This window comes from Bradyrhizobium macuxiense (genome assembly GCF_007993935.1).
Classification (GTDB): domain Bacteria; phylum Pseudomonadota; class Alphaproteobacteria; order Rhizobiales; family Xanthobacteraceae; genus Bradyrhizobium; species Bradyrhizobium macuxiense_A.
In genome coordinates this window covers 551,750-575,616 of the sequence record NZ_VITY01000001.1, presented here as the reverse complement: position 1 = coordinate 575,616, position 23,867 = coordinate 551,750, and the positions used below count along the sequence as shown (strand labels likewise).

Here is a 23,867-nt window from a genome sequence, read left to right as displayed (position 1 = left end):
TCCTCAGGCCGCGACGCTCTTGATGCCCGACGCAGGCGCAGGGAACATCTGCTTGTTCCACTGCGTCCAGAACGCGCGCATCTGGAGCTCGTCGTCGTGCTGGGCCTTTTCCTTGCCCATTCCCTTCGAGATGTCGTTCCACAGGGCTTCCTTGGAGTTCTCGAAGCCGCGCTGGCAGTGCTCCAGCGCTTCGGCGTCGTCGGGTGTTGCAAAGCCGCCGGGGCCAAGAAACTCGAGGAAATTGTTGAGGCGATACTTTCGCGCCCACGCCGACTCGTCGTTTGGCGCCAGCGCCCAGGCGTTGATCACCATGTAGTCGGGGGCCATCGGGAAATAGGTGCGCACGGTCAGCGCCATGATGTCATTGACGACGAGATTTGGGAAAATGAACAGGTTGCGGTTCCTGCGCGCGATCCGATCGGCGCGCTCTTGGCCGTGGCGTGCGACGAGGTTGTCGTAGATCCGCCCGATCTCCGATTTGCCAGCCTCTCCCCATCCGGGGATCCACTGCGCGACCGGTCGTCCCCAGGGAGCGCCGTATTCGAGCACAGCGTGACCGTTGCCGAGGTCGTAGCCGTAGCCGCCGGCACCCATCCCGGTAGCGAGGTTGTCCGTCGAGCTCATCAGGATGTCGAAGTAGGTCGCGTGGGTGGTCGCGGCATGATAGCCGTCGATGCTGTTTTCGGTGAGCAGCTTCCAGTTCGCCCGGATCGAATATTCCTGGCTGCCTGCGACGATCGACATTCCGGCGTCGGTCTGATCGCAGATCACGTCGAGGTATTCCTTCGCGCCGGCGAGGTAGTCGACAAGCGGCATTATGTTGCTGTCGAATGAGATGAAGTTGAAATCGCGATAGGTCTCGAACCGCGGCACTGGCTGCATGTTCGAGGTGTCGCGGCCTTTGAAGCCCTCGGGGTAGGAGGCCTCGCCGGGCTGGCTACGCAGCTTGCCGTCAGCGCCGAACACCCAGCCATGGTAGAAGCACTGGAACGATTTGGCGTTGCCCTTGCGCTCGCGGCAGACCTGGGCGCCGCGATGCGGGCAGGTGTTGAGCAGGGCGCGCAGTTGCCCCTTGCTGTCCCGGGTGAACAGGATGCCGCGGCCAGCGACCTTGCGGGTGATGAAGTCGCCGGGTTTCGGGAGTTCGGACGAATGCCCGAGGTAGAGCCACGAGCGGTCGAAGATCATTTCCTTTTCGGCCCTGAAGATCTCGGGGTCGACGAAATTGCGGCGCGCGACCTTGAAAATACGCTCGGCCGGATCGACGAGCAGCGCGGGCTGCGGCTGTTCTGCGTTCATTGTGGTTTCCTCTTCCCTAGGCCGCGAGTAAGCGCTTCAGTTCGAGTGCGGGATTCTCGAGTTCGCTTTTTCGAACAGGCTTGCGTGAGGCGACGAGCCGGCGCAGCACCGCCATGTCTCGTGCCGAATTGACGGTGATGCCGCCGACGACTTCGCCGTCGCGGACGCTGATGGTGACGAAGCGTCCGGCGCCGACGTCGCCCCTGACGATCTCCTCGCCACCGGCCGGGTTTCCGACGACCTGGATGTTGGCGTCGTACTGGTCGGACCAGAACCAGGACGGAGCATCATAAGCGGTCGCGAGGTTCGTCATCGATTTTGCGGTGGCTATGGCCTGGTTCTGCGCATTGGCCCAGTTCTCGATGCGCATCCAGCGGTCGTGGCTCCGGCTCCATTGCTCGGCGACATCGCCAGCGGCGAAGATGCCATCGGCATGGGTGGCTCCGCTCGAGGTGACGCGGATGCCATGCTGGGAATCGAGGCCCAGTTGTTGGGCGAGCTCAGTGACCGGCTCGACGCCGACGCCGGCCAATGCGAGATCGGCCGGGACGAAGCTGCCGTCGTCGAGTTCCAGTCCGCGCGATGTCGATCGCTTCGCCACGGCGTTGCATACAATCTTCGCGCCCTTCGACGCATGGAGCTGATGGAGATATTGGCCGAGCGATCCGGATCCGATCTGAGACAGCAAGCCTTCGGCCTTCTCGATGATGGTGACGTGGCATCCGCGCCTGATCGCGGCGGAGGCGACTTCGAGGCCGACGACCCCGCCGCCGATCAGCGCAATCCGTCGACCGGGCTGCAACTCCTGGCGCAGCGCCAGCGCGTCGTTCATGCAACGGAGGTAGCGGACGGGGAGTGGGCCATTGTCGAGCTCGGGCAGGCGGCGCACACGCGTCCCGGTCGTGAACAGCAGCCGGTCGAACGCGAGCTCTTGTCCGTTGGCGAGGCCGACAACACGACGCTGCAGATCGGCCGCGACGGCACGGGACGAGGTGTACAATGCGACGTCGAGGTCGCTCCACTGCTGGTGCTGCAGGACCAGCACCGGATTGGAAGCGCGGTCGACCAAAATGGCTTTCGACAGTTGCGGGCGTTCGTAGGGAAGGTGCTCTTCGTCGCCGATCAGGCTGACCGCGCCGCGATGTCCGGCAGCGCGCAAGGCCTCGGCGGCGCGGGCGCCCGCCTGTCCGGCTCCAACGATTACGATGCGCGCTTGCTGCGGATCCAACGTCATTCGCTCCCTCTGCCGCTCTCTTGGCGACTCCCTCAGCGCGGCATTTCCGCTCGTCGCTGCCGTGACGCTCAGAGGCGTCTTGACAGCAAAGATAAAAACAATCATTCCTGTTTGTAAAGTGAATTCTGTGACGCGCAGCGGCGCGGCGGCGATCACGACAAGAAGCTCGCAACAGAGCGACAGGGAGAGCGCATTGGGCACTGTGATCGACATTCACACGCATATTGTGCCTGCGCGGCTGGCTGCCGACCCGAAGCGGGACGCGCGCTGGCCGAGCGTCGAGCTTTCGACGGGCGATCAGGCGATGGTGATAATCGCGGGCAAGGTATTCCGGAAGATCGATACGCGGTCATGGGATGTCGAACGGCGGCTCGCGGACATGGTCGAGGACGGCACCGACATGCAGGTGCTCTCGCCGATGCCGGAGTTGCTGTCGCATTGGTTGCCGCCTGATGACGCCGAGTATCTCGCGGACCTCATGAACGACCAGATCGCGGGCATGATCGCGCAGGCGCCCGGCAATTTCGCCGGTATCGGCATGGTATGCATGCAGGATGTTCCCCGCGCCATCCGGCAGCTGGATAAACTCAAGGCGCTTGGCTTTGCCGGCATCGAGATCGGGACACACATCGACGGCGTGGCGCTCGGCAGTGAGGGCTTGTTTCCGGTCTACGAGGCCGCCCAGTCGCTCGATCTTGGTATCTTCGTGCATCCGCTGCACCCGGCCGGCATGGAGCGCGTCGGCGGCAGCCCGGAATTCGCCGCGACGGCGGTATTTCCGCTCGAAACCGCGCTCGCGTCGGTGTCACTGCTCGCCGCCGGTGTGCCCGAAAGATTTCCCCGGCTGCGTGTCCTGCTCAGCCATGGCGGCGGGGCACTGCCATGGATCCTGCCGCGAATGGATTTCGGCTGGTCGCTCGGCGCCAGGGGCAAGATGACGCGAGCGCCGTCAAACCTTGCGCGGCAGTTCTGGTACGACTCGATCCTCTACGATCCGGTGTCGCTGTCGTTCCTCGGCAACGCGGTGGGCGAGAGCCGCATCGTCGTCGGGTCCGATTATCCCTTCACAATCCGGCAGAAGCAGCCGGGCGCATTCGCCAGCCGGGCGCTGAGCAGCGAAGCCGTCCTCGCCGAAAATTCCTTCGGATTCCTCGGCCGGCGCTACGACGTGGCGAGGCTGCGGGGCACGGCAGTCGCGGGGCCACCCCGTGGCTGATTGTCGCTCATTGCCGCAGATGTGCCTCCTCGGTCCTGTTCCGCCGCGAACGCCGGGCCGCAGCGATGCACAGGTGCCCTCCGACACGGAGAGGGGAGCCAGCAAATACGGTCGCATTCCCTTCGTCTATTTCTACCAGGATGGCGCGGCGGCCGATCCCGCTTTCGGCCTGCTCGACATAGAGATCGCAATTCAGCGCCGCGGTCCGGAGGACTTCGTATGCGAGGTCTATGCCATCGGGGACGGCTATCAGAGCGGACATGGCGCGAGCACGCCCGAGCCGCTGCTGTTCGAATTCCGCGGCCGCGGCCGCTCCATCGCGAAGGCTGAATGGCGCTACCCGACCGTTCTCAGCGGTCACATGGATGCATTGACGTTCTCAATCGCCCTTGTGCTCACCGACGAGGAATTCGGCCTGCTCGACAGCGTCCTGCTGCCGTCGGCGCGCGCCGAGGTGACGGTTTGTCTGGAGTGAGCGCGATGCCCGACAAGATGATCGTGATCGGCGAGCGTCGCGTTGCACGCCAGGACCTGCTTGAGCAGGGCAGCCGTGCCGCCACGGCACTCGAGTCGATTGGCGTCCGCGAAGGCGATGCCATCGCGCTGCTGATCCGGAACGATCCCTGCTATTTCGAGGTGCTGCATGCAGCCGCGCTACTCGGCGCCTATGTCGTGCCGCTGAACTGGCACAGCAAGCCCGAAGAGATCGCCTACATTCTGGCCGATTGTACGCCGCGGGCCTTGATCGGGCATCGCGACCTGATCGCGGCGGGTGGAGGTGTCATTCCTGCCGATCTACCGACCTTAATCGTCGATGATGCGTCCGCGTCGTTGCCATCGCCGTCCCACGCGCAGGATTGGCCGGCGTTTCGCGACAGAGCTGTGCAATGGAAACAACCGCCTCGCGCGCCGCGGGGCACGATGATCTACACCTCGGGCACCACGGGACATCCGAAGGGCGTTCGACGCGCGCCAATGTCACCCGAGCAGATCAAGAAAAACGCGGCACTGCTCCGCGAGATCTACGGCATCGAACCCGGCATGCGAGCCTTTGTCTGCGGTCCGCTCTACCACGCATCGCCCGGCGCTTTTGCGCGGCAGGCCTTCCAGCATGCCGACCTCACGGTGTTGCAGCAGAGCTTCGATCCGGAGGATCTGCTGCGGGTCATTGCCGAGCACCGGATCACGCATCTGACGATGGTACCGACCATGTTCGTGCGCCTGCTGCGGCTCAGCGACGCCGTCCGCGATCGCTACGACTTGTCCTCGATCCGCTGGGTGACGCACACCGGTGCGGCCTGTCCGCCCGACGTGAAGCGCGGGATGATCGAATGGTGGGGGCCGGTGATCCACGAGACGTATGGCGCGACGGAAACCGGCGCTGCGGTCGGCTGCAACACCGAGGAGTGGCTCGCGCATCCCGGCACGGTCGGTCGGCCGATGGCGGGCACCGAGCTCAGGATCTACGACGAGGCCGGGCTGGAAGTCGCGCCCGGCGGCATCGGCGAGATCTACCTGCGCACGGAGGCGTATTCGGACTTCACCTACCATGGCCGTCCGGAGCAGCGTGAACAGGTCGATCGTGCCGGCCTCGTGACCTGCGGCGATGTCGGCTATCTCGACGCTGACGGCTTTCTCCACATCTGCGATCGCAAACGCGACATGGTAATTTCGGGTGGGGTCAACATCTACCCCGCTGAGATCGAGAATGTCCTGGTCAATTGTCCCGGCGTGCGCGACTGCGCTGTGTTCGGCGTGCCCGATGCGGAGTTCGGCGAAAGCCTGATCGCGGCGATCGAGGCGGAGCCGGACGCAGCGCCCGCGCCGGCCGATGTCACGGCGTTCCTCGAACGGCGCTTCGCGCGCTTCAAGGTGCCGAAGCGCTTCGTCTTTCACGACGCGCTGCCGCGGGAGGCGAGCGGCAAGATTTTCAAGCGGAAGCTGCGCGACCACTACCTTCAGTCCGGCGTTCCGCCGGCCTGAACGACCGTTGCCATCAACAGGAGATCAAGCGTGGATCTGAGTGACAAGTTCATCGACGTGACGGGAACCCGCACGCGCTATCATGATGTCGGGCAGGGAGAACCAATAATCCTGATCCATGGTGGTGGACCGGGCGCATCGGGCCTGAGCAATTACCGCAAGAATGTCGAGCCGCTGGCGGCCGGCCGCCGCGTCATCGTGGTCGATCTGCCCGGGTTCGGCGAGACCGAGGGCAAGCTGCAGGACGGGCCGATCTTCGAGGCGATGGGCGAATTCGTCCGCAGCTTCATGGATGCGATCGGGGTCCAGAAGGCGAGCTTCGTCGGCAACTCGCTGGGTGGCGCTACCTCGCTGATGGTCGCCTTGCGCGCCCCCGAGCGGGTCAACCGTCTGGTGCTGATGGGCACGGGTGGCAGTCAGGCTATCTTCACGCCAATGCCGACCGAAGGCCTGCGCCGCATGGCGATGTTCCACGGCGGCGACGGCCCTTCGATGCAGAAGCTGAAAGGCGTCATCGAGCTTCTGGTGTTCGATTCCAAGGCGATCACCGATGCGTTGCTCGAGGAGCGGCTGAAGGCTGCGACGCGCAAGGACGTCATCGACATCTTCAAGCGACCGCCGCTCGACATCTGGCGCGAGAATCTCGCCGCGCTGAAGCACAAGACGCTGATCGTCTGGGGACGCGACGATCGTGTGGTCCCGCTCGATTCCGCCTTCATCCTGCTGAAGACCATGCCGAACGCCGAGCTTCACGTCTATCCCAAGTGCGGCCACTGGGCGCAATGGGAAAAGGCCGACGAGTTCAACGCGCTGGTCGCCGCCTTCCTGGATCGGCCATGAGCACGCTCGTCGACAGGCTCGCAGCGCGCCTCCAGGAGGCGGAATCGGCCCGGCGGCCGATCGACCCGATCGCCGGCGAGATCGGCAACGGTAACCTCGAGATCGCCTATGCGGTGCAGTCCGAGGTGACCCGGCGCGGTATTGCTGATGGCAGGCGGATGGTCGGCCGGAAGATCGGTCTTACGTCGAAAGCCGTGCAGCAGCAGCTCGGGGTCGATCAGCCTGACTATGGTGCGCTGTTCGCGGACATGGAGATTTCGACCGGCGAGGCTATCGATGTCACGCGGCTGATTCAGCCGCGTGTCGAGGCCGAAATCGCGCTTGTTCTCGACCGCGATCTCCCCGGCGAGGACATCACGCTTGGCGAACTGATGCGATCGACCGCCTATGCTGTTGCTGCGCTCGAGATCGTCGACAGCCGGATACGGGACTGGAAGATCAGCATTCTCGATACCGTTGCGGATAACGGCTCGAGCGCCCGCTACGTGCTCGGCGCAGCGCCGCGGCGATTGACGGATGTCGACCTCGAGGCCTGCGGCATGACGATGACGCGCAACGGAACCATCGTGTCGGTCGGCTGTGGCTCGGCCTGCCTTGGTCATCCCTTGCGTGCCGGGCTCTGGCTCGCAAGGGCGATGGCACGCGCCGGCCAACCCCTGCGAGGTGGCGATGTCGTGCTGACGGGCGCGCTTGGCCCGGTCTCGCCGGTGTCGGTCGGCGAAGTCTACGAGGCGAGAGTCTCCGGTTTCGGGCCTGTCAGCGTGACCTTCACGTAGTCGCCCGGATCAGGAGGCATCAAGAGCCGCTTCAGAGCTTCAAATCACCAACAATCGATAATAGGGAGGATTGGGCATGACGTTGATTTCGCGAAGATCGGCCGTTGTGGGCCTGGGAGCGAGCGCGCTCGCGTTCGGAAGCGCGTCAGGGGCGCGCGCTGCAAACTACGGACCCGGCGTCACTGATACCGAGATCAAGCTCGGGACCACTGCACCTTACAGCGGCCCCGCATCCGGATACGGCGTCTATGGGCAGGCGCAGACGGCCTATTTTCAGATGATCAACGACAATGGCGGCATCAACGGCAGAAAGGTCAACCTGATCTCGCTTGACAATGCGTTCTCGCCGCCGAAGGCCGTAGAGCAGACCCGAAAGCTGGTGGAATCGGAGGAGGTGTTCGCGATCGCCGGCTTCCTTGGTACGGCGGCCAATGCCGCGGTGATGAAGTATCTCAACGCCAAGAAGGTGCCAAACCTGTTCCTGACCTCGGGCGCTGAGCGCTTCAACGATCCCAAGGAATTTCCCTGGATCGTTCCGTTCTATCCGATCTATGTTGCGCAGGGAGCCGCGCTGGGTGCGCATATACTGAGCGAGAAGCCGGAAGCGAAGATCGCGGTTCAGTATGTCAATGACGATCTCGGCAAGGACTTTCTTCGTGGCCTGAAGAAAGGGCTCGGCAGCAAGGGCCGTGCTATCGTAAAGGAAATCAGCCACGAGATCACGGAGCCTACGATCGACAACCAGGTCGCCGACTGCAAAGGGGCGGGCGCGGATGTCTTCGTGCAGTTGACCTATTCCAAATTTGCGGCTCAGGGCATCCGCAAGGTGGCGGCGCTGGGCTGGAAACCGCTCCACATCGTCAATTCGAACTGCAGCTCGATCGGAGGGACGCTGGCGCCGGCGGGGCTCGACAATGCGAAAGGGCTTGTCTCGGCGTGGTGGGAAATCATAGCGACCGATCCGCGCCAGCAGTCCAAGTCTCGCGTCAAAGCCTATGTCGAGTTCATGAAGAAATACATGCCGTCAGTCAGCATCGACGACAACACCGCAACGCCCGGCTACAACAACGCCTACATGATCGAGCAGGTCCTGAGGCGGTGCGGCAACGAACTCACGCGCGAAAATCTGCTGAAGCATGCAACGTCTCTGAAGGACGAGCAGCCGCCGCTGTTTCTGGATGGCATCAAGGTCAGTAACTCTCCAACCGACTATCGGGCCGTCCACCACCTTCAAATCACCCGCTTTGACGGCGCCAACTGGGTGCCCGTCGGGAACATGGTTGATCTGGACGGCATTGCGTCGTGAGCTCGGCCCTCGAGTGATGGGGCTGATATGCGACCGCGCCCGACGCCAATATCTGAGGGCGCGACGTCGTCTCGCGAGCTGACGAATTACTCGTGCTCGGAGGCAGCCGGGGCTGGTGGGGCCTTACGCCACCGCCCGCCGCTTCTTCCGGGTTTTGGAGCGCTGCGTTTCTTCCTCTTCGTCGTCGCTAATGTTGGCGACCGTGCCGTCCGACATCGCGAGGAGGTTATGCTTCATGGCGAGGAGTGCGTCGGAAGCGTCTTCCAGCTGCTTGCGGTCGATGCCGTTGACGATCTTGGCGTTGAACTTGTCGGTTTCCTTCCGGAGCTTCTCGAGGAAACCGCGCGCCTGCTTGGTGACATAGACGCGCTTGACGCGGCGATCGACCGGATCGGCCTGGCGGATCACGAAGCCGGAGGATTCGAGGCGGTCGATCAGGGCTCCGACGGCGACCTTGCCGACATCGAGCTCGTTGGCGAGCTGAACCTGGGGAAGCCCGTCCTTGCGGGAGATGAACGCCAGCACCCACCATTGCGAGCGGGTGATCCCGAGCGGCGCCAGTGCGCGATCGAACATCATCCTCCTGAGCCGCGATACGTCGTGGATGAGATATCCAAGCCGAAGATCCCAATCGGGCTGATCAACCATTGATACGTCCCTTGCGGCGAGTCGGAGGTTTGAGGTCAACCAATACCATACACCAGCGTATTTTAAATGGAAGGTCGCGCCACCAGGATGAAATCGCCCGCCGTCGGGCCATGGATCGATTTACAAAAGAAGTACGCTAGTGTATTATCTGTGGAACGGTCGATAGGCCGCGGAAGCGGCCGACCTGCCACAGGGAAGGAAGTCGTCCATGTTCGATGCGGCCGTACTGAAGGGAAAGCGCATCCTGGTGACGGGCGGAGGGACCGGACTCGGCAAGGAGATGTCGGTCGGGTTCGCTGCCCATGGTGCCCATGTCTACATCTGCGGGCGGCGCAAGGAGGTGCTCGACCAGGCCGCGCAGGACATCCGTGCGCGATCGGGCGGGCAGGCGACGGCGCTGCTCGCCAATGTGCGCGATCCCGACAGCATCGATGCCATGCTGGCCAGCATCTGGACCGAGGGGCCGCTCACCGGGCTCGTCAACAATGCCGCCGCCAACTTCCTGGCGCCGACGGAAAGCCTGTCGCCACGCGGCTACGAGGCGGTCCGGTCGACGGTGATGGACGGCTCGTTCTACACCTCGCTCGCCTGCGGCAAGCGGTGGATCGCGGCAGGCCTGCCCGGCGTCATCATCAGCAACCTCGTGACATGGGTGTGGACCGGATCGGCCTATGTGGTGCCGGCGGCGATGGCGAAAGCAGCCGTGCACGCCATGACCATGTCGCTTGCGGTCGAGTGGGGACCGAAGAACATCCGCGTCAATGCGATCGCGCCCGGGCCGTTCCCGACCGAAGGGGCCTGGGACAAGCTCAATCCGCTGGCCGAAACCGGCGTCGGTGCGACACAGGCGGACGAGGTGCCGCTGCGCCGTTTCGGCAAGATGGACGAGCTGCGCAATCTCCTGATCTTCCTGATGTCGGACGGTTGCAGCTACATCACCGGCGACACGATCAGCATCGATGGCGGTCATCATCTGGCCGCGCCCAGCACCTTCGCAGGGCTCTCAAAGCTGTCATCCGCGGACTGGCAGCGCGCGCGCGAGGCCATCCAGACCTCGGTGCAGAAGGAAAAGCAGGCTCGCTCGATCTAGCCCGCCTGCGGTCACGGAGAAAGAGATGTCGAGGGGACTGGCCATGGCGACCAAGAGCATTGAGTGCACCGTGGACAATGGTCTCGCCCATATCGTGCTCGATCGGGCCGAGCGCGGCAATCCGATCGATGGCGAGTTCTGCCGCGAATTCAGCCTGGCCATTGCGGAGCTCAGCGAGCGCGCCGATGTGCGCGCGGTGCTGCTGTCGGCGCGCGGCAGGCTGTTCAGCGTCGGCGGCGACCTGACGTCGCTGCTCAGCCAGGGCGATGCGCTGCCGGCAACGATCAAGGCCTGGACGGCCGACCTTCATGTCGCGATCGCCCGAATGGTGCGGATGCGAGCGCCGGTCGTCGCCGCCGTTCACGGCAATGTCGCCGGCGGCAGCGTGTCGCTGATGGCGGCCGCAGACCTCGTGGTGATGGCGGAGACGGCGAAAATCTCGGCGGCGTTCTCCAGGATCGGCTTCAGCCCGGACAGCGGATCGACCACGACGGTCACGCGGCGGATCGGCGTGGCACGCGCCCGGCGTTTTTTCCTGCTCGGCGAAACGCTTGACGCCAAATCGGCGCTTGCGCTGGGACTGGTCGACTTCGTCGTTCCCGCTGACGCGGTGCAGTCCGAGGCTGCGCGCATCGCCGGAGAACTTGCCGCCGGCCCGACGGAGGCGTTCGGCGCGATCAAGCGGCTGTTTTCCCAGACCAACGATCGATCGTTCGAAAGCCAGCTCGAGGATGAGGCAGAGACGTTAGCCGCGATCTCGCGGACGACGGACGCGCGTGAAGGCGTCAGGGCCTTCGTCGAGAAGCGCAAGCCCGTGTTTGCCGGGAAGTGATCTCCGAAGGCGACAATCTGGACCATTGGCGATATATAGTACGATAAAGTAAGGTACACTGATATACTAAATAATCCGGCCGTGAAGCCGGAACCGACACAGCAGCGCAGGAGGGACACATGACCGTGGCAGCCGCCAAACTGGATACGTCTCATGCCGGTTTCCGCGAGGCCGGCTACTGGCTCGACAAGACCGTCGATCAGCTTCTCACCGAGGCCGTCGAGAAGACGCCCGACAAGGTCGCGATCGTCGCCGATCGGGCGGATCGCGACCGGGCGACACGTTTCACCTATCGGGAGCTGGAGAAGCTGGCGGATCGCGCCGCGAGCGCGCTGCTGCGGCTCGGTGTCGGGCGCGGCGACGTCGTCACCGTGCAACTGCCCAACTGGTGGGAGTTTGTCGTCACCGCGTTCGCGTGCAGCAAGATCGGCGCGGTGATGAACCCGGTGATGCCGATCCTGCGCGAGCGCGAGCTGCTCTACATCCTGAATTTCTGCCAGGCGAAAGTCTTCATCGTACCGAACGTATATCGCGGGTTCGACTACGCCGCGATGGCGCAAGGCATGCGCGCGGAGCTGCCGTACCTCAAGCACGTGATCGTTGCGGACGGCGAGGGCGAGACCGGCTTCGAAGCGATGCTGCTGTTGTCCGAGGCCGACAAGCTGCCTTCCGGCCTGCGTCCGGACGACATGGCCGTGCTGATGTTCACGTCAGGCACCACGGGCGAGCCCAAAGGCGTCATGCACACGTCGAATTCGCTGATCGCCTGCTGCAAGGCGCTGTCGGGACGGTTCGGGCTCGATTCCAGCGATGTGCTGCTGGTCGCCTCGCCGGTTGGGCACATGACGGGTTATGCCGCGATTGTGCTGCTCTCGGTCTATCTCGGTGGCACGATGATCCTGCAGGATGTCTGGGAAGCCAGACGCGGCGCCGGCCTGATGGCGCGCGAAGGCGTCACTTACACGGCAGCGTCGACGCCGTTCCTCAGCGACATCTGCGACGCCGTCAAGGCGGGTGCGGCGCGGCCGAATAGCTTGCGTTCGTTCCTGTGCGGCGGCGCCCCGATCCCGTCCGTGCTGATCGAGCGTGCGGCCGCTGAACTCGGTCTTACGGTCTGCTCGCTCTGGGGCATGACGGAAGTCCTGTCGGGGACGCTGACCGAGCCGGCGCGCGCAGCCGAGAAATCCGCGAGCACGGACGGCCGGCCACTCGAGGGAATGCAAATCAGCGTCGTCAATAGCGAAGGACGGCCGGCACCCATAGGAGAGCCCGGGCGGCTGCTGGTTCGTGGCGCCCAGATGTTCAAGGGTTACTACAAGCGGCCCGAGCTGCTGACCTTCGACAATGATGGTTGGTTCGACTCCGGCGACCTCGCCTACATGGACAAGGACGGCTACATCCGCATCTCCGGCCGCGTGAAGGATATCCTGATCCGCGGCGGCGAGAACGTGCCCGTCGTCGAGATCGAGAACCTGCTCTACAAGCATCCCGCGGTCTCGGCCGTCGCGGTCGTCGGCTTCCCCGATACCCGGCTCGGCGAGCGCGGCTGTGCGTTCATCGTTCCCCGTACCGGGAGCACGATCGATTTGACGGCAGTGCAGGCCTATCTGGGCGAGGCGAGAATGGCAAAGCAGTTCTGGCCCGAGCGTGTCGAGCTCCTGGCCGAGCTTCCGCGTACGGCCAGCGGCAAGATCCAGAAGTTCAAGCTGCGCGAGATCGCCGCCGCTTTTGCCGACGCGAGATAGTCACTGGTCGGAGTAGGTCGAATCCCGCCGCTCGCGAAACGCGGCGACCGCTTCCGCATGATCATGCGTCTCCAGCAGGATCACCTGCTGGCGGTCTTCCAGCATCAACGCGGCATCAAGGCTCGGTGCGTCGATCAGCGTGTTGAGCGCCTGCTTTGTCATGCGCAGCCCCATCGGCGAGACCCGCAGCATCTCGTCGGCGAACGCCAGTCCCCTTGCCAGCAGCTCGTCAACCGGAGCGATATCACTGACAAGTCCGATTGCTCTCGCGCGCTCGGCCTTGAGGAAGCGTCCGGTGAGCAAGAGCTCCGAGGTCACGGAGAGCCCGACCAGCCGCGGCAGGAGATAGCCCGAGCCCATGTCGCAGCCGCCGACGCCGATACGAATATAGGCGGCGTTCATGCGCGCATCCGGTGTGGCGAAGCGGACGTCGCAGGCGAGCAGGAAGGAGAAACCCGCGCCGCATGCCGCGCCGTGGACGAGCCCGATGATCGGCTGCGGGCATGATCGCATCAGGCGGATCACGCCGGAATAGTTCTGCTGCATCTTGAGCTGGCGCTGCGGCCGTTCCTTGCCAGGGGCGGCGAATGCATCCGATCCCAATTCGGCCCCGGCAGAGAATTGAGGCCCGTTGCCGCGCAGGATCACGACCCGCGTCGTCGGCCGTTCGTGGAGCGCGGAGAAGTGCGCGGTCAGTTCCGCGATCATCTCGGGCGAGACCGCATTGAGCTGGTCCGGCCGGTTCAAGGTCAGGATCTCGATCGCGCCGCGGGTCTCGACAGTGATGGTGTTCGGTGGCGTCACGGGTGCGTTCCCATCGTTCATTATCCTTGATCAGATAGTAATATAGTGTACGGTAATCATGCGCAATACCATGGGCATCCCGGCCGCCAATCGGGAGGCCGGCGGCGAGACGACCTTCAGGGAGGCGAGGCGATGCCATACCAGTCCGTGTTCAGGCCGGATCTGTTCCGGGACCAGACGATCGTCGTGACCGGCGGCGGCAGTGGGATCGGGCGCTGCACCGCCCATGAGCTCGCGGCGCTGGGCGCGAACGTGGCCATCCTCGGCAGGACGATTGAGAAGCTCGTCGAGGTGCAGCGCGAGATCGAGGAGGATGGCGGGCAGGCGATGAGCCATGCCTGCGACATCCGTGACGAGACCATGGTGGCTGCCGCCATCGACGCGGTGCTTGCGCGCTATGGCCGCATCGATGGCCTGGTCAACAACGCCGGCGGCCAGTTCCGCGCACCGCTGAAGGCGATCTCGACCAAGGGGTTCGAAGCCGTCGTGCGCAACAATCTGACCGGCGGCTTCATCTTCATGCGCGAGGCCTATAACCGCTGGATGGAGGCCAATGGCGGCGCGATCGTGAACATCATTGCCGACATTTGGCACGGCTGGCCGGAATTCGGCCACTCGGCCGCGGCGCGGGGAGGCATGCTGACCCTGACCGAGACGGCAGCCTGCGAATGGTCGGGCTCGGGCGTCCGCGTCAACGCGGTCGCGCCCGGCGGCATCGTGTCGAGCGGCTTCGACACCTACACGCCGGAGATGCAGAAGAAGCTGCATGACTTCACCGAGCGCGTGCCGTTGCAGCGCTTTGGCACCGAGGCGGAGATATCGGCCGCCATCGTCTATCTGCTGTCGCCTGCGGCGGCCTATATCACCGGCTCCTGCCTCCGCGTCGACGGCGGAACGCCCAATGCGCGCACCACCTGGCAGCTCGAGCCGCACAGCCGCAGCGTGCCGTTCGAAGGCTTCCATCGCGTCAAGCTGCCCGAGGTGATGAAGCGCAAGGCAAGCGCGTAGCCGCTCGCTCAATCCACCGCGATGATCAGCTTGCCGTGGTTCTCGCCGCGGTAAAGCCGGGCGATCGCGCCGGGCGCGTGCGCGAGGCCCGGCAGAATTTCCTCGTCATGAACGATCTTGCCGGCAAGCGCGAGTTCGGCGAGGCGCGCTGCCGCCGTTTCGAACTCGGCGGCGTGATCGAAGATGATGAAGCCGGACCAGCGCAGGCGCCGGGTGAGAATCTCGCGCTCGGGGCGCGGGCCGGTGGGGACGGGAGTCCAGGAGGCATTCGCCGCCGTGCCGCACTGGATCACGCGTCCACGCAGCCGCATGGTGCGAATGGCGGCATCGGCGATTGGCCCGCCGGTGTTGTCGAAGAAGATGTCGTTGCCGTCAGGACAGGCCGCGCGGATCGCGGCGCCGAGATCGGTCACGTCGCGATAGTTGATCATGTCGGCATAGCCGTAGCGCGTTTTCGCGAACGCGGCCTTCGCGGCGGAACCGGTCAATCCGACGGCACGGCAGCCGGCAATTTTCGCGAGCTGGCCGACGAAGCTTCCGACGCTGCCCGCCGCGGTCGACACCAGCACATGTTCGCCGTGCTTGGGATCGCCCAGGCGGTGAAAGGCGAGAAATGCGGTGATGCCGTTCATGCCGAGCACGCTGAGATTGGCGCTGAGCGGCAGGCGGGACGGCACGACGCGGCGCAGCACCGTGTCCGGCGTCGTGACGCAATAGCGTTGCCAGCCGAACCACCCGTAGACGTGCTCGCCCGCACGATAGTCCGCCACATTGCTCTCGATGATCTCGCCAACTGCGAGCGCGCGCATCGCCGTGTCGAGCGGCACCGGCGCGCTATAGTTCCCCTCATCGTTCGCCCACCCGCGCTGCGCTGGATCAACGGACAGATAGCGGTTCTGGATCAGGATCTCGCCCTTGCCAGGGGCAGCAACCGGCCCGGTAAGAAGCGAGAAATGCTCCGGCTGCGGGATGCCACGGGGCCGGGTGGTCAGCCGGACCTGTCGATTTTCGCGAACGGACATGAGCGCTCCCCATAATTAGTACGCTTGTGTACGATATGACTATACGGTAGAAAACCGGCGGGAGACAAGGAAATCCGGGCGGCAGCGCCGTCCGCAACCCTGCAACATATCGCAAAGAGGCAAAGCCATGGCGGGGCTCTATTTCGAGCAGTTTTCGGTCGGACAAGCCTTTGTCCATGAGATCAGGCGCACGGTGACTGACATGGACAATATCCTGTTCTCGTCGCTCACCTACAATCCTGCTGCGGTGCATATCGATCACGAGTATGCCAAGGGCACCGAGTTCGGAAAGCCCCTGATGAATTCGATCTTCACCCTTGGGCTTATCATCGGACTGTCTGTGCAGGACACGACGCTGGGTACCACCGTCGGCAATCTCGGCATGGAGGACACGCGATTTCCGAAGCCGGTGTTTGCCGGCGATACGCTGCGTGCCGAGACGAAGGTCGTCGCCGTGCGCGAGAGCAAGTCCCGTCCGACGCAGGGCATCGTGACCTTCGAGCATCGCGGCTTCAACCAGCACAATGAAGAGGTGATGTATTGCCGCCGCAACGGGCTGATGATGCGGAGGCCGGCATGAAACTGCGCTCGCTTCTGTTTGTGCCCGCCGACAGTGAACGTAAATTCGCCAAGGCGGACGGGATCGGTGCCGATGCCCTGATCCTCGATCTCGAGGATTCGGTGGCGCCTGGCCGCAAGGCCTTTGCGCGCGATGCCGTGAAGAATTTGCTGGGCGGCGGTCCGAGAAACTGGTCGTTCCTGGTCCGGATCAATCCCTTCGGCACCGGGCTGACACTGGAGGACCTCGCGGCGGTGGTTCGTCCCGGCCTCGACGGCCTGCTGCTTCCCAAGGTCAACGGCATCGAGGACGTCGATCTGGTGTCGCACTATGTCGACGTGCTCGAGGTCGCGAGCGGCGTACCGGCCGGGCATGTCAAGCTGCTGACGGTCGCGACCGAAACGCCGGCCGCCATGATCGGCTTCAGCGGGTATTCGCGCAAGAACAAGCGGTTGGTTGGAGTGACTTGGGGCGGCGAGGATCTGAGTGCCGCGCTCGGCGCGCTGACGCCGCGCGAAGCCGATGGAAGCTGGACCTTTCCCTACCAGGTGGCACGTGCGCAGTGCCTGTTTGCGGCGGGGGCCGCCGATGCTGCGGCGCTCGAAACCCTGTATGTTGACTTCAGGGATCAGCAGGGGCTGGCCGAAAGCTGCAGGATCGCGCGCCGCGATGGCTTTGTCGGCCGCATTGCGATCCACCCCGATCAGGTCGCAACCATCAACCGCTGTTTCACGCCGTCGGATGACGATCTGGCCCACGCGCGGCGCGTCGTTGCTGCCTTCGCCGCCGCGCCCGATGTCGGTACCGTCGGGATCGACGGCAAGATGTACGACATTCCGCATCTGGTCGCGGCAAGACGAACCTTGGCATCGGTCGGGGAGGGCAGTTCGAATGGATAGATCCTTTGCCAATCAACTTGACGTGCCCGAGGATCACGCCGCCATTCGCGAGGGCGTTCGGGCCGTCGTCTCGCGCTTCGACGATGAATATTGGTTGGCCCGGGACGACGATGGCGAATTCCCGCGCGAATTCCACCGCGCGATGGCGGATGCCGGTTGGCTCGGCATCACGATGCCCGAGGAATTTGGCGGCGCGGGTCTGGGCGTGACCGAAGCCGCGATCATGATGCACGAGGTCGCAAGCCATGGCGGCGGCATGACATCGGCCTCCGCCGTGCACATCAACCTGTTCGGGCCGCATCCGATCGTGGTGAAAGGCACCGACGAGCAGAAGCGGCGCTGGGTGCCGCGCCTGGTGTCCGGCGAGGACCAATGCTGCTTCGGCTTCACCGAGCCGGATGCCGGGCTCAACACCACGCGCATCAAGACCTTTGCCGAGAAGGTGCCGGGCGGCTATCTCGTCCACGGCCAGAAGGTCTGGACCTCGACGGCGCAGGTCGCCAACAAGATCATGCTGCTGACCCGGACCACGAAGTTCGAGGATTGCAAGCGGCCGACCGATGGCATCACCATCTTCTACACCGATCTCGACCGCGCGAAGATCGAGGTGCGCCGAATTCCGAAGATGGGCCGCAAGGCGGTGGATTCCAACGCCATCTTCATCGATGGCTTGTTCATTCCCGAGGCCGACCGGATCGGCGAGGAGGGGAAGGGCTTTTCCTACATCCTGCACAGCCTCAATCCCGAACGTATCCTGATCGCGGTCGAGGCGATCGGGATCGGGCAGGATGCGCTGCGCCGGGCGACGCGGTATGCCAGGGAGCGGGTGTGTTCGATCGGCCGATCGGCCAGAACCAGGCGATCCAGCATCCGCTTGCCGAGAAATGGATGTATCTGGAGTCAGCCTGGCTGATGGCGATGCGCGCCGCCTGGCTCTACGACTCGAACAAGCCGTGCGGCGCCGAGGCCAACAGCGCCAAGCTGCTTGGCGCGCGCGCCGGGCACGATGCGGCCTGGCAGGCGATCATGACCCATGGCGGCTTCGGCTATGCCAAGGAATATCACGTCGAGCGGCTGTTCCGCGAGGTCTCGATCACGCGGCTCGCGCCGATCACCGAGCAACTGATCCTGAGCTTCATCGCCGAGAAGGTGCTCGACCTGCCGAAGAGCTACTGACGTGCGCAGCGGGCGACGTCAGAGGCTGCGCGAGATCAGCTCGCGCATGATCTCCGACGTGCCGCCATAGATGCGCAGCACGCGCGCGTCTGCGAACAGCCGGCAAATCTCGTACTCGCGCATAAAGCCGTAGCCGCCGAAGAATTGCAGGCACTGGTCGACGAGGCGACCGTGCATCTCCGTGGTCCAGAGTTTTGCGGTCGACGCCGCATAGGTCGTGAGCTCGCCGCGGATGTGCTGGGCCAGGCACTGATCGACATAGGCCCAGCCGACCTGGAGATCCGATTTCAGATCGGCCAGCTTGAATCGGGTGTTCTGGAACGTTCCGATCGCCTGGCCAAATGCCTTGCGCTCGAGGACATAGGCCTTGGTGATGTCGAACGCCTTCTGGGCCGACGCGATCGAGTGCAGCGCGATCGTGAGCCGCTCCTGCGGCAGCTCGCTCATCAGCGCCGCCATGGCGCCGCCCTCGCAGCCCAGCAGATTGCCGACGGGAACGCGCACCTGGTCGAAGAACAGTTCCGACGTATCGGAGGAGAGGTGGCCGAGCTTGTCGAGGTTGCGGCCGTGGCGGAAGCCGGGGTGGTCGGTCTCGACCAGGATCAGGCTCATGCCGCGCGAGCCGCCGTCGGGATTGGTCCTGACGACCGCGATCACGAGGTCGCACATCTGCCCGTTCGAGATGAAGGTCTTCTGGCCGGAGATGACGTACTCGTCGCCCTCGCGGACCGCGCGCGTACGGATGCCCTGGAGATCGCTGCCGGTCCCGGGCTCGGTCATGGCAATCGCGCAAACGGCCTCGCCGGCCACCATCCGCGGCAGCCACGTCCTCTTCTGCTCCTCCGTGCCATAGCGCAGGAGATAGCCGCAGCAGACGTCGCTGTGGACCGAGAAGTCGGTCGCGGGACCCGCGAAGCCGGAATAGGCCAACTCCTCGATCACGACGGCGTTGTGGCGGAAGTCGCCGCCGATACCGCCAGATGCCTCGGGCACTTGGGGGCAAAGCAGGCCGGCCGCGCCGGCCGCCGGCCACAATGCGCGATCGATGATCCCGGCCTTCTCCCATTCCTGGAAGCGCGGCGCGATGTTCGCAGCGGCAAAGCGGCGAACGCTGTCGCGCAGCAGGGCGTGCTCTTCGTCGTAGACCGGGCGGTTTGCCAGCATGTCTGTCAACGGGCGAACTTGTGGAAGTCCGGATCGCGTTTCTCGTTGAAGGCCGCGACGCCTTCCTTGGACTCGTCCGTGTCGTAGAACAGCTTGACGGCATGCAGCGCGAAATTGCTGATGCCGCGAATATTGTCGGAATCGGCGTTGAACGACCGCTTGGCGAGCGCGATCGCGGTCGGCGAGCGCTGCGCGAGCTTGTCGGTCCAATCCTTCACCGCGGCGTCGAGTTGTGCGGCGGGAACGACCTTGTTGACGAGACCCATCTCGCGGGCCTGTTCGGCGGTGTATCGCTCGTTGAGATACCAGATCTCGCGCGCCTTCTTGTCGCCGACGTGACGTGCGAGGAAGGCGGTGCCCCAGCCGGCGTCGACCGAGCCGACCTTGGGGCCGACCTGGCCGAACTGTGCCGTGTCGGCCGCAATCGTCAGATCGCACAGCGTGGCGAGCACGTTGCCGCCGCCGATGGCAAAGCCGTTGACCCGGGCAATCACCGGCTTCGGCACGTCGCGGATCAGACCTTGCAGCTCGTCGATGGGAAGACCGACGACGCCGCGACCGTCATACTGGCCCTCATGCGCGGACTGATCGCCGCCTGTGCAGAATGCCTTCTCGCCGGCGCCGGTCAGCACGATGCTCGCCACCTGGCGATCATTGGCGGCGAGCTGGAATGCCTCGATGAGCTCCTCGAGCGTCTGGCCGCGGAACGCGTTGTAGACCTTCGGCCGATTGATGATGATCCAGGCTGCGCGATCGCGGACCTCATAGACGACATCGGTGAATTGCTTGGGATCGGTCATGGCGTTTCCTTCCGCGCGTTAGATCATGTTCATTCCGCCGGAGACGGAAATGGTTTGTCCGGTGATGAATTTGCCGTCGTCGGATGCCAGCATCGCGACGATCCCGCCGTAATCTTCCGGCTCGCCCATCCGCTTGAGCGGGATACCCCTGACCATGGCGTCCTTCCACTTCACCGCATGCTCGCCCTCGCCGAGCACCGCAGCCATCATCGGGGTGTTGGTTGGGCCGGGGCAGACTGCGTTGAGCAGGACGTTCTTGCGCGCGAGTTCACGCGCCAGCGACTTGGTGAAGGAGATCAGTCCGCCCTTGCAGGCGGAATAGACCGCCTCGTCGCTGGTCCCGACGCGCGCGGCATCGGAAGCAATGTTGACGATGCGGCCGCCGCCGCGTTCGGCCATCAGCGGTGCGATCGCCTTGTGGGTATTGAGCGGCCCATAGAGGTTGATGCGGATGATCTTGTCCCAGAGGTCCTTGTCGGTCTTCAGGAACGGCATCGGGCGATCCCAGCCGGCATTGTTGACCAGGAGCCAGATCGGACCGAGCTCGGCTTCAACCTTTGCGACCGCGGCCTCGACGGAGGCAGCATCACCGACATCGACCGCATAGGTCCTGATCGTGGCCTGCGGCGCCAGTCTTGCCGTGTCTTCGCCACCCTGCGGATTGATGTCGAAGATCGCGACCTTGCAGCCTTCTTCCGCCAGCCGCAGCGTCAGTCCTCGTCCGATGCCCTGTCCGCCGCCGGTCACGACGGCAACTTTCCCTGATAGGCCTTTCAACGTCGATCTCCCTTGTCGCTTGTCGTTCTCTGGGCTCGTGCAGATGACCTCGGCCTCCCGAAGGAGGGAGGCCTATCCGGCCGACCCGTTCTTCTGGATGTCGAACCCGCGCTGGGAATACATCTGTCGCGCGATGATCGTCTTCATGATCTCGATCGAGCCACCGGCGATCTTGACGATCCGTGCGTCCGCATAGGCCCGCGCAATCGGATATTCCCACATGTAGCCCCAACCGCCGAACAGTTGCAGGCATTCGTCGACTGTTTCGCAGTGCAGCTCGGAGGTGAACATCTTGGCCATCGCCGCGTCGACGGGATCGAGCTTGCCCTCCATGAAGAGCGCAATGCATTTGTCGGTAAAGACGCGCGCAACGGCCGCCTTTGTCCTGAGCTCGGCGAGCTTGAACTGGGTGTTCTGGAAATCGGCCAGCTTCTGGCCGAATGCGCTGCGCTCGGAGGTATATTGGAGCGTCCAGTCGATCACCGTTTCGGTGACGGTCGCCGACCGGATCGCCTGCGCCAGCCGCTCCTGGGACAATTTGGTCATCATCTGGGCAAATCCCTTGCCCTCCTTGCCGAGCAGATTGCCGGCGGGAATCCGGACATTGTCGAAGAACAGCTCCGACGTATCCTGCGCCTTCATGCCGAGCTTTTCCAGGTTGCGGCCGCGCTTGAAGCCGTCGCGATCGCTCTCGACGATGAATAGGGTCACGCCCTTGGCGCCGGCCTGGCTGTCGGTTTTGGTCGCGAGCACGACGAAGTCGCAGAGCTGGCCGTTGGAGATGAAGACCTTCTGGCCGTTGATGACGAACTCGTCGCCGTCGCGCATCGCGCGCGTCCGGATCGCCTTGAGGTCGCTGCCGGCATGAGGCTCGGTCATGCCCAGCGACCCGATCGCTTCTCCCGAGACCATCCTGGGCAGCCATTTGCGCTTCTGCGCTTCGGTCCCGAACGACAGGATATAGGTTGCGACCAGGTCGGTATGGATCAGAAAGCCGGGGCCGCTGGCGCCCGACCGCCAGAGTTCCTCGAAGACGACGACGTCAAAGAGGTAATCCAGTCCCATGCCGCCATATTCCTCGGGCACGGTGCAGCACAAAAGGCCAGCGGCGCCGGCCTTCAACCACAGCTCCCGCGGCACAATGCCATCCTCTTCCCATTTGGCGTGGAAGGGCACGATCTCGCGTTCGACGAAGCGGCGGACCGTCTGCCGGAAAAGTTCATGCTCCTCGCGAAAGATCGTGCGCTCGATCATTGTCAAATGGTGTCCCGTCTGATTTAGTTTGCTAGTGTACGGTATTCGGATTGCGTACGCAACCTGAAACCGAACTAATGCAAGTACGATCGTACATCAATGAACGGTTACGAGTGGAGCAAGATCGATGGCAAGCCGGCCGGAACTGAAGCAATTTCGGATCGAGGTGACGGGCCGTGGCGTGCTGCAGCTCATCTTCGACATGCCCGGCCGCTCGATGAACGTGTTCTCGAATGCCGCGATCGAGGAAATCGGTCGATTTGCCGACTGGCTCAGGGAAAGCGATGTGGCTGGTGTCGTGATCCGCTCCGGAAAATCCTCGGCGTTCTGCGCAGGCGCGGATCTCGCCGAACTGGAGACCGCCTACGACATGATCATGGCGGCCCCCGCCGGCGAGCGGGATCGCCTGGCCTTCGATCATTTCTTCCGGCTGAGTTGCGGCCTGCGCAAGCTCGAGATGGCCGGCAAGCCGGTCGCGGTGGCGGTCGCCGGTCTTGCCTTGGGAGGCGGCTGCGAGTTCGCCCTTGCCGCGCATCACCGCGTGATCGCCGACCACCCGCAAGCGACGTTCGGCTTGCCAGAGTCGCTGGTCGGTTTGCTGCCGGGAGGAGGCGGAACCCAGCGGCTGCCGCGCCTGATCGGAATCGAGGCGGCGCTGCCGGTACTGCTGGACGGTGCGCGGATCGGCGGGCAGGCCGCCATCGTGACCGGCCTCGCACATGAACTGGTGGCGCCAGGCGAGGAGGTCGCCGCCGCCGAACGCTGGGTGTTGTCACAGCCGCTAGCCCGGCAACCCTGGGATCGGCCGGACTGGCGTGCAGCAGACGCAGCGCGCGTGGCGGCCATAATCGCAGAAGCGCGCAGCAGCATGCTTGCCGAGACGCTCGGACACTATCCGGCGCCTTCCGCCATTCTCGACTGCATCGAGCAGGGACTTCCCCAGGATTTCGACACGGCGATCCGCACCGAGATGCAGATCTTTGCCAGGCTCATTCAGCGGCGGGAGCCGCGCAATATGATCAGGACACTGTTTCTTGGCCGGCTCGACTACGAGCGGTTCAAGAAGAAGGAGATCAATCCGAAGATCATGGAGGCTGTCGCGGCGGTGTCGGAGGTCCTTGGCGCGGGTTCGGAGCGTGGCAGCGAGCTCTCCGTTGCGTTTGCACGGGCCGGTTTTCACATCAACGGGCAGCGCAAGCCCGACTTCGATGGTCGCATCGCAGGCGACGTCTACTGGCATGAGGATGAACCGAACAGCTGGGGCAAGGATTTGCTGCGCGCCCGGCTGGCGGATGCGGATGCAGCGGCCGCGGGCTGGCGCAGGCAGCTCAACGAGGCGGAGCGGCGGGCTGCCGATTACGTCCTGGTCACGCAGCGCGGCTTTCCGGCCTATCTGGGCGGCTTGTTCGCGGCGGGGCTGAACTAGCTCGCGCTT

At 64.1% G+C, this 23,867-nt stretch carries 22 protein-coding genes and 1 pseudogene; 14 read left to right on the top strand and 9 right to left on the bottom strand.

The features are described from left to right. Window positions 1-3: 3 nt before the first annotated feature. Both FBZ93_RS02795 and FBZ93_RS02790 read right to left on the bottom strand, forming a co-directional pair. On the bottom strand, window positions 4-1,299 hold the full coding sequence (locus tag FBZ93_RS02795) for an aromatic ring-hydroxylating oxygenase subunit alpha (protein WP_146984441.1): 1,296 nt from the start codon (window positions 1,297-1,299) through the stop codon (window positions 4-6). A gap of 16 nt (window positions 1,300-1,315) precedes the next feature. Then, entirely contained in the window at window positions 1,316-2,689 is a 1,374-nt protein-coding gene (locus tag FBZ93_RS02790; protein WP_167528886.1) for an NAD(P)/FAD-dependent oxidoreductase, read from the bottom strand. Between FBZ93_RS02790 and FBZ93_RS02785 the strand changes: the two genes are divergently transcribed. From FBZ93_RS02785 to FBZ93_RS02760, 6 genes are all read left to right on the top strand, one after another. After that, entirely contained in the window at window positions 2,613-3,749 is a 1,137-nt protein-coding gene (locus FBZ93_RS02785) for an amidohydrolase family protein (protein ID WP_167528885.1), read from the top strand. The genes FBZ93_RS02790 and FBZ93_RS02785 overlap by 77 nt on opposite strands. Before the next feature lie 73 nt (window positions 3,750-3,822). Then, window positions 3,823-4,224: a hypothetical protein gene (locus FBZ93_RS02780; protein ID WP_146984438.1), complete on the top strand. Its 402-nt coding sequence runs from the start codon at window positions 3,823-3,825 to the stop codon at window positions 4,222-4,224. Between the two features lie 5 nt (window positions 4,225-4,229). Next, a complete protein-coding gene (locus FBZ93_RS02775) occupies window positions 4,230-5,732 on the top strand; it encodes an AMP-binding protein (RefSeq protein ID WP_349643251.1) in 1,503 nt (500 codons plus the stop codon). A 30-nt stretch (window positions 5,733-5,762) separates the two neighbouring features. Next, window positions 5,763-6,572 (top strand): alpha/beta fold hydrolase, encoded by an 810-nt coding sequence (locus FBZ93_RS02770; protein WP_208763950.1) that lies wholly within the window; start codon window positions 5,763-5,765, stop codon window positions 6,570-6,572. Further along, window positions 6,569-7,348, top strand: a complete 780-nt coding sequence (locus tag FBZ93_RS02765) for a 2-keto-4-pentenoate hydratase (RefSeq protein ID WP_146984437.1) — start codon at window positions 6,569-6,571, stop codon at window positions 7,346-7,348. The genes FBZ93_RS02770 and FBZ93_RS02765 overlap by 4 nt, the downstream gene beginning before the upstream one ends. Before the next feature lie 76 nt (window positions 7,349-7,424). Further along, complete coding sequence (locus FBZ93_RS02760; protein WP_146984436.1) at window positions 7,425-8,654, top strand: ABC transporter substrate-binding protein; 1,230 nt, start codon at window positions 7,425-7,427, stop codon at window positions 8,652-8,654. A 123-nt stretch (window positions 8,655-8,777) separates the two neighbouring features. Here the strand turns inward: FBZ93_RS02760 and FBZ93_RS02755 are convergent, their stop codons facing one another. After that, entirely contained in the window at window positions 8,778-9,302 is a 525-nt protein-coding gene (locus tag FBZ93_RS02755; protein WP_146984435.1) for a MarR family winged helix-turn-helix transcriptional regulator, read from the bottom strand. 208 nt (window positions 9,303-9,510) lie between these two features. Between FBZ93_RS02755 and FBZ93_RS02750 the strand changes: the two genes are divergently transcribed. The 3 genes from FBZ93_RS02750 to FBZ93_RS02740 all read left to right on the top strand — a co-directional run bounded on the left by FBZ93_RS02750 (window position 9,511) and on the right by FBZ93_RS02740 (window position 12,969). Beyond that, a complete protein-coding gene (locus FBZ93_RS02750) occupies window positions 9,511-10,392 on the top strand; it encodes an SDR family oxidoreductase (protein ID WP_146984434.1) in 882 nt (293 codons plus the stop codon). Window positions 10,393-10,417: 25 nt separating this feature from the next. Next, a complete protein-coding gene (locus FBZ93_RS02745; protein WP_146984433.1) occupies window positions 10,418-11,224 on the top strand; it encodes an enoyl-CoA hydratase/isomerase family protein in 807 nt (268 codons plus the stop codon). Between the two features lie 119 nt (window positions 11,225-11,343). Further along, window positions 11,344-12,969 (top strand): AMP-binding protein, encoded by a 1,626-nt coding sequence (locus FBZ93_RS02740; protein ID WP_146984432.1) that lies wholly within the window; start codon window positions 11,344-11,346, stop codon window positions 12,967-12,969. Here FBZ93_RS02740 and FBZ93_RS02735 read toward each other — a convergent pair whose 3' ends face one another. Beyond that, complete coding sequence (locus FBZ93_RS02735; protein ID WP_208763949.1) at window positions 12,970-13,773, bottom strand: enoyl-CoA hydratase/isomerase family protein; 804 nt, start codon at window positions 13,771-13,773, stop codon at window positions 12,970-12,972. Window positions 13,774-13,905: 132 nt separating this feature from the next. Between FBZ93_RS02735 and FBZ93_RS02730 the strand changes: the two genes are divergently transcribed. Further along, on the top strand, window positions 13,906-14,781 hold the full coding sequence (locus tag FBZ93_RS02730) for an SDR family oxidoreductase (protein ID WP_146984430.1): 876 nt from the start codon (window positions 13,906-13,908) through the stop codon (window positions 14,779-14,781). An 8-nt stretch (window positions 14,782-14,789) separates the two neighbouring features. Here FBZ93_RS02730 and FBZ93_RS02725 read toward each other — a convergent pair whose 3' ends face one another. After that, on the bottom strand, window positions 14,790-15,803 hold the full coding sequence (locus FBZ93_RS02725) for an NADP-dependent oxidoreductase (protein ID WP_146984429.1): 1,014 nt from the start codon (window positions 15,801-15,803) through the stop codon (window positions 14,790-14,792). Window positions 15,804-15,930: 127 nt separating this feature from the next. Here FBZ93_RS02725 and FBZ93_RS02720 point away from each other — a divergent pair, with 127 nt between their 5' ends. The 3 genes and pseudogenes from FBZ93_RS02720 (at window position 15,931) to FBZ93_RS02710 (ending at window position 18,437) form a co-directional block, all read left to right on the top strand. Continuing rightward, window positions 15,931-16,383 carry a MaoC family dehydratase gene (locus tag FBZ93_RS02720; protein WP_146984428.1) on the top strand — a complete coding sequence of 151 codons (453 nt, stop codon included), beginning with the start codon at window positions 15,931-15,933 and terminating at the stop codon, window positions 16,381-16,383. Further along, window positions 16,380-17,261 carry an HpcH/HpaI aldolase/citrate lyase family protein gene (locus tag FBZ93_RS02715; protein WP_146984427.1) on the top strand — a complete coding sequence of 294 codons (882 nt, stop codon included), beginning with the start codon at window positions 16,380-16,382 and terminating at the stop codon, window positions 17,259-17,261. The genes FBZ93_RS02720 and FBZ93_RS02715 overlap by 4 nt, the downstream gene beginning before the upstream one ends. Further along, window positions 17,254-18,437, top strand: a pseudogene (locus tag FBZ93_RS02710) (acyl-CoA dehydrogenase family protein). The gene FBZ93_RS02715 and the pseudogene FBZ93_RS02710 overlap by 8 nt, the downstream one beginning before the upstream one ends. 18 nt (window positions 18,438-18,455) lie before the next feature. On the opposite strand, the gene FBZ93_RS02705 reads toward FBZ93_RS02710, so the two are convergent. From FBZ93_RS02705 to FBZ93_RS02690, 4 genes are all read right to left on the bottom strand, one after another. Next, window positions 18,456-19,601: an acyl-CoA dehydrogenase family protein gene (locus FBZ93_RS02705; protein WP_146984426.1), complete on the bottom strand. Its 1,146-nt coding sequence runs from the start codon at window positions 19,599-19,601 to the stop codon at window positions 18,456-18,458. Between the two features lie 5 nt (window positions 19,602-19,606). After that, entirely contained in the window at window positions 19,607-20,401 is a 795-nt protein-coding gene (locus FBZ93_RS02700; protein ID WP_146984425.1) for an enoyl-CoA hydratase-related protein, read from the bottom strand. Window positions 20,402-20,419: 18 nt separating this feature from the next. Beyond that, window positions 20,420-21,178, bottom strand: coding sequence for an SDR family oxidoreductase (locus tag FBZ93_RS02695; protein ID WP_146984424.1), 759 nt, complete (start codon window positions 21,176-21,178; stop codon window positions 20,420-20,422). Between the two features lie 72 nt (window positions 21,179-21,250). Further along, complete coding sequence (locus FBZ93_RS02690; protein WP_146984423.1) at window positions 21,251-22,432, bottom strand: acyl-CoA dehydrogenase family protein; 1,182 nt, start codon at window positions 22,430-22,432, stop codon at window positions 21,251-21,253. Between the two features lie 127 nt (window positions 22,433-22,559). Here FBZ93_RS02690 and FBZ93_RS02685 point away from each other — a divergent pair, with 127 nt between their 5' ends. Next, a complete protein-coding gene (locus tag FBZ93_RS02685) occupies window positions 22,560-23,858 on the top strand; it encodes an enoyl-CoA hydratase-related protein (RefSeq protein ID WP_146984422.1) in 1,299 nt (432 codons plus the stop codon). Window positions 23,859-23,867 lie beyond the last annotated feature (9 nt).

Bases quoted from the DNA above. Each gene is read 5' to 3' on its own strand.
- FBZ93_RS02725 (WP_146984429.1), bottom strand. From the start codon at position 15,803: ATGTCCGTTCGCGAAAATCGACAGGTCCGGCTGACCACCCGGCCCCGT.
- FBZ93_RS02715 (WP_146984427.1), top strand. From the start codon at position 16,380: ATGAAACTGCGCTCGCTTCTGTTTGTGCCCGCCGACAGTGAACGTAAA.
- FBZ93_RS02690 (WP_146984423.1), bottom strand. From the start codon at position 22,432: ATGATCGAGCGCACGATCTTTCGCGAGGAGCATGAACTTTTCCGGCAG.
- FBZ93_RS02705 (WP_146984426.1), bottom strand. From the start codon at position 19,601: ATGCTGGCAAACCGCCCGGTCTACGACGAAGAGCACGCCCTGCTGCGC.
- FBZ93_RS02720 (WP_146984428.1), top strand. From the start codon at position 15,931: ATGGCGGGGCTCTATTTCGAGCAGTTTTCGGTCGGACAAGCCTTTGTC.
- FBZ93_RS02755 (WP_146984435.1), bottom strand. From the start codon at position 9,302: ATGGTTGATCAGCCCGATTGGGATCTTCGGCTTGGATATCTCATCCAC.
- FBZ93_RS02730 (WP_146984430.1), top strand. From the start codon at position 13,906: ATGCCATACCAGTCCGTGTTCAGGCCGGATCTGTTCCGGGACCAGACG.
- FBZ93_RS02740 (WP_146984432.1), top strand. From the start codon at position 11,344: ATGACCGTGGCAGCCGCCAAACTGGATACGTCTCATGCCGGTTTCCGC.
- FBZ93_RS02700 (WP_146984425.1), bottom strand. From the start codon at position 20,401: ATGACCGATCCCAAGCAATTCACCGATGTCGTCTATGAGGTCCGCGAT.
- FBZ93_RS02775 (WP_349643251.1), top strand. From the start codon at position 4,230: ATGCCCGACAAGATGATCGTGATCGGCGAGCGTCGCGTTGCACGCCAG.
- FBZ93_RS02760 (WP_146984436.1), top strand. From the start codon at position 7,425: ATGACGTTGATTTCGCGAAGATCGGCCGTTGTGGGCCTGGGAGCGAGC.
- FBZ93_RS02745 (WP_146984433.1), top strand. From the start codon at position 10,418: ATGTCGAGGGGACTGGCCATGGCGACCAAGAGCATTGAGTGCACCGTG.
- FBZ93_RS02795 (WP_146984441.1), bottom strand. From the start codon at position 1,299: ATGAACGCAGAACAGCCGCAGCCCGCGCTGCTCGTCGATCCGGCCGAG.
- FBZ93_RS02750 (WP_146984434.1), top strand. From the start codon at position 9,511: ATGTTCGATGCGGCCGTACTGAAGGGAAAGCGCATCCTGGTGACGGGC.
- FBZ93_RS02685 (WP_146984422.1), top strand. From the start codon at position 22,560: ATGGCAAGCCGGCCGGAACTGAAGCAATTTCGGATCGAGGTGACGGGC.
- FBZ93_RS02765 (WP_146984437.1), top strand. From the start codon at position 6,569: ATGAGCACGCTCGTCGACAGGCTCGCAGCGCGCCTCCAGGAGGCGGAA.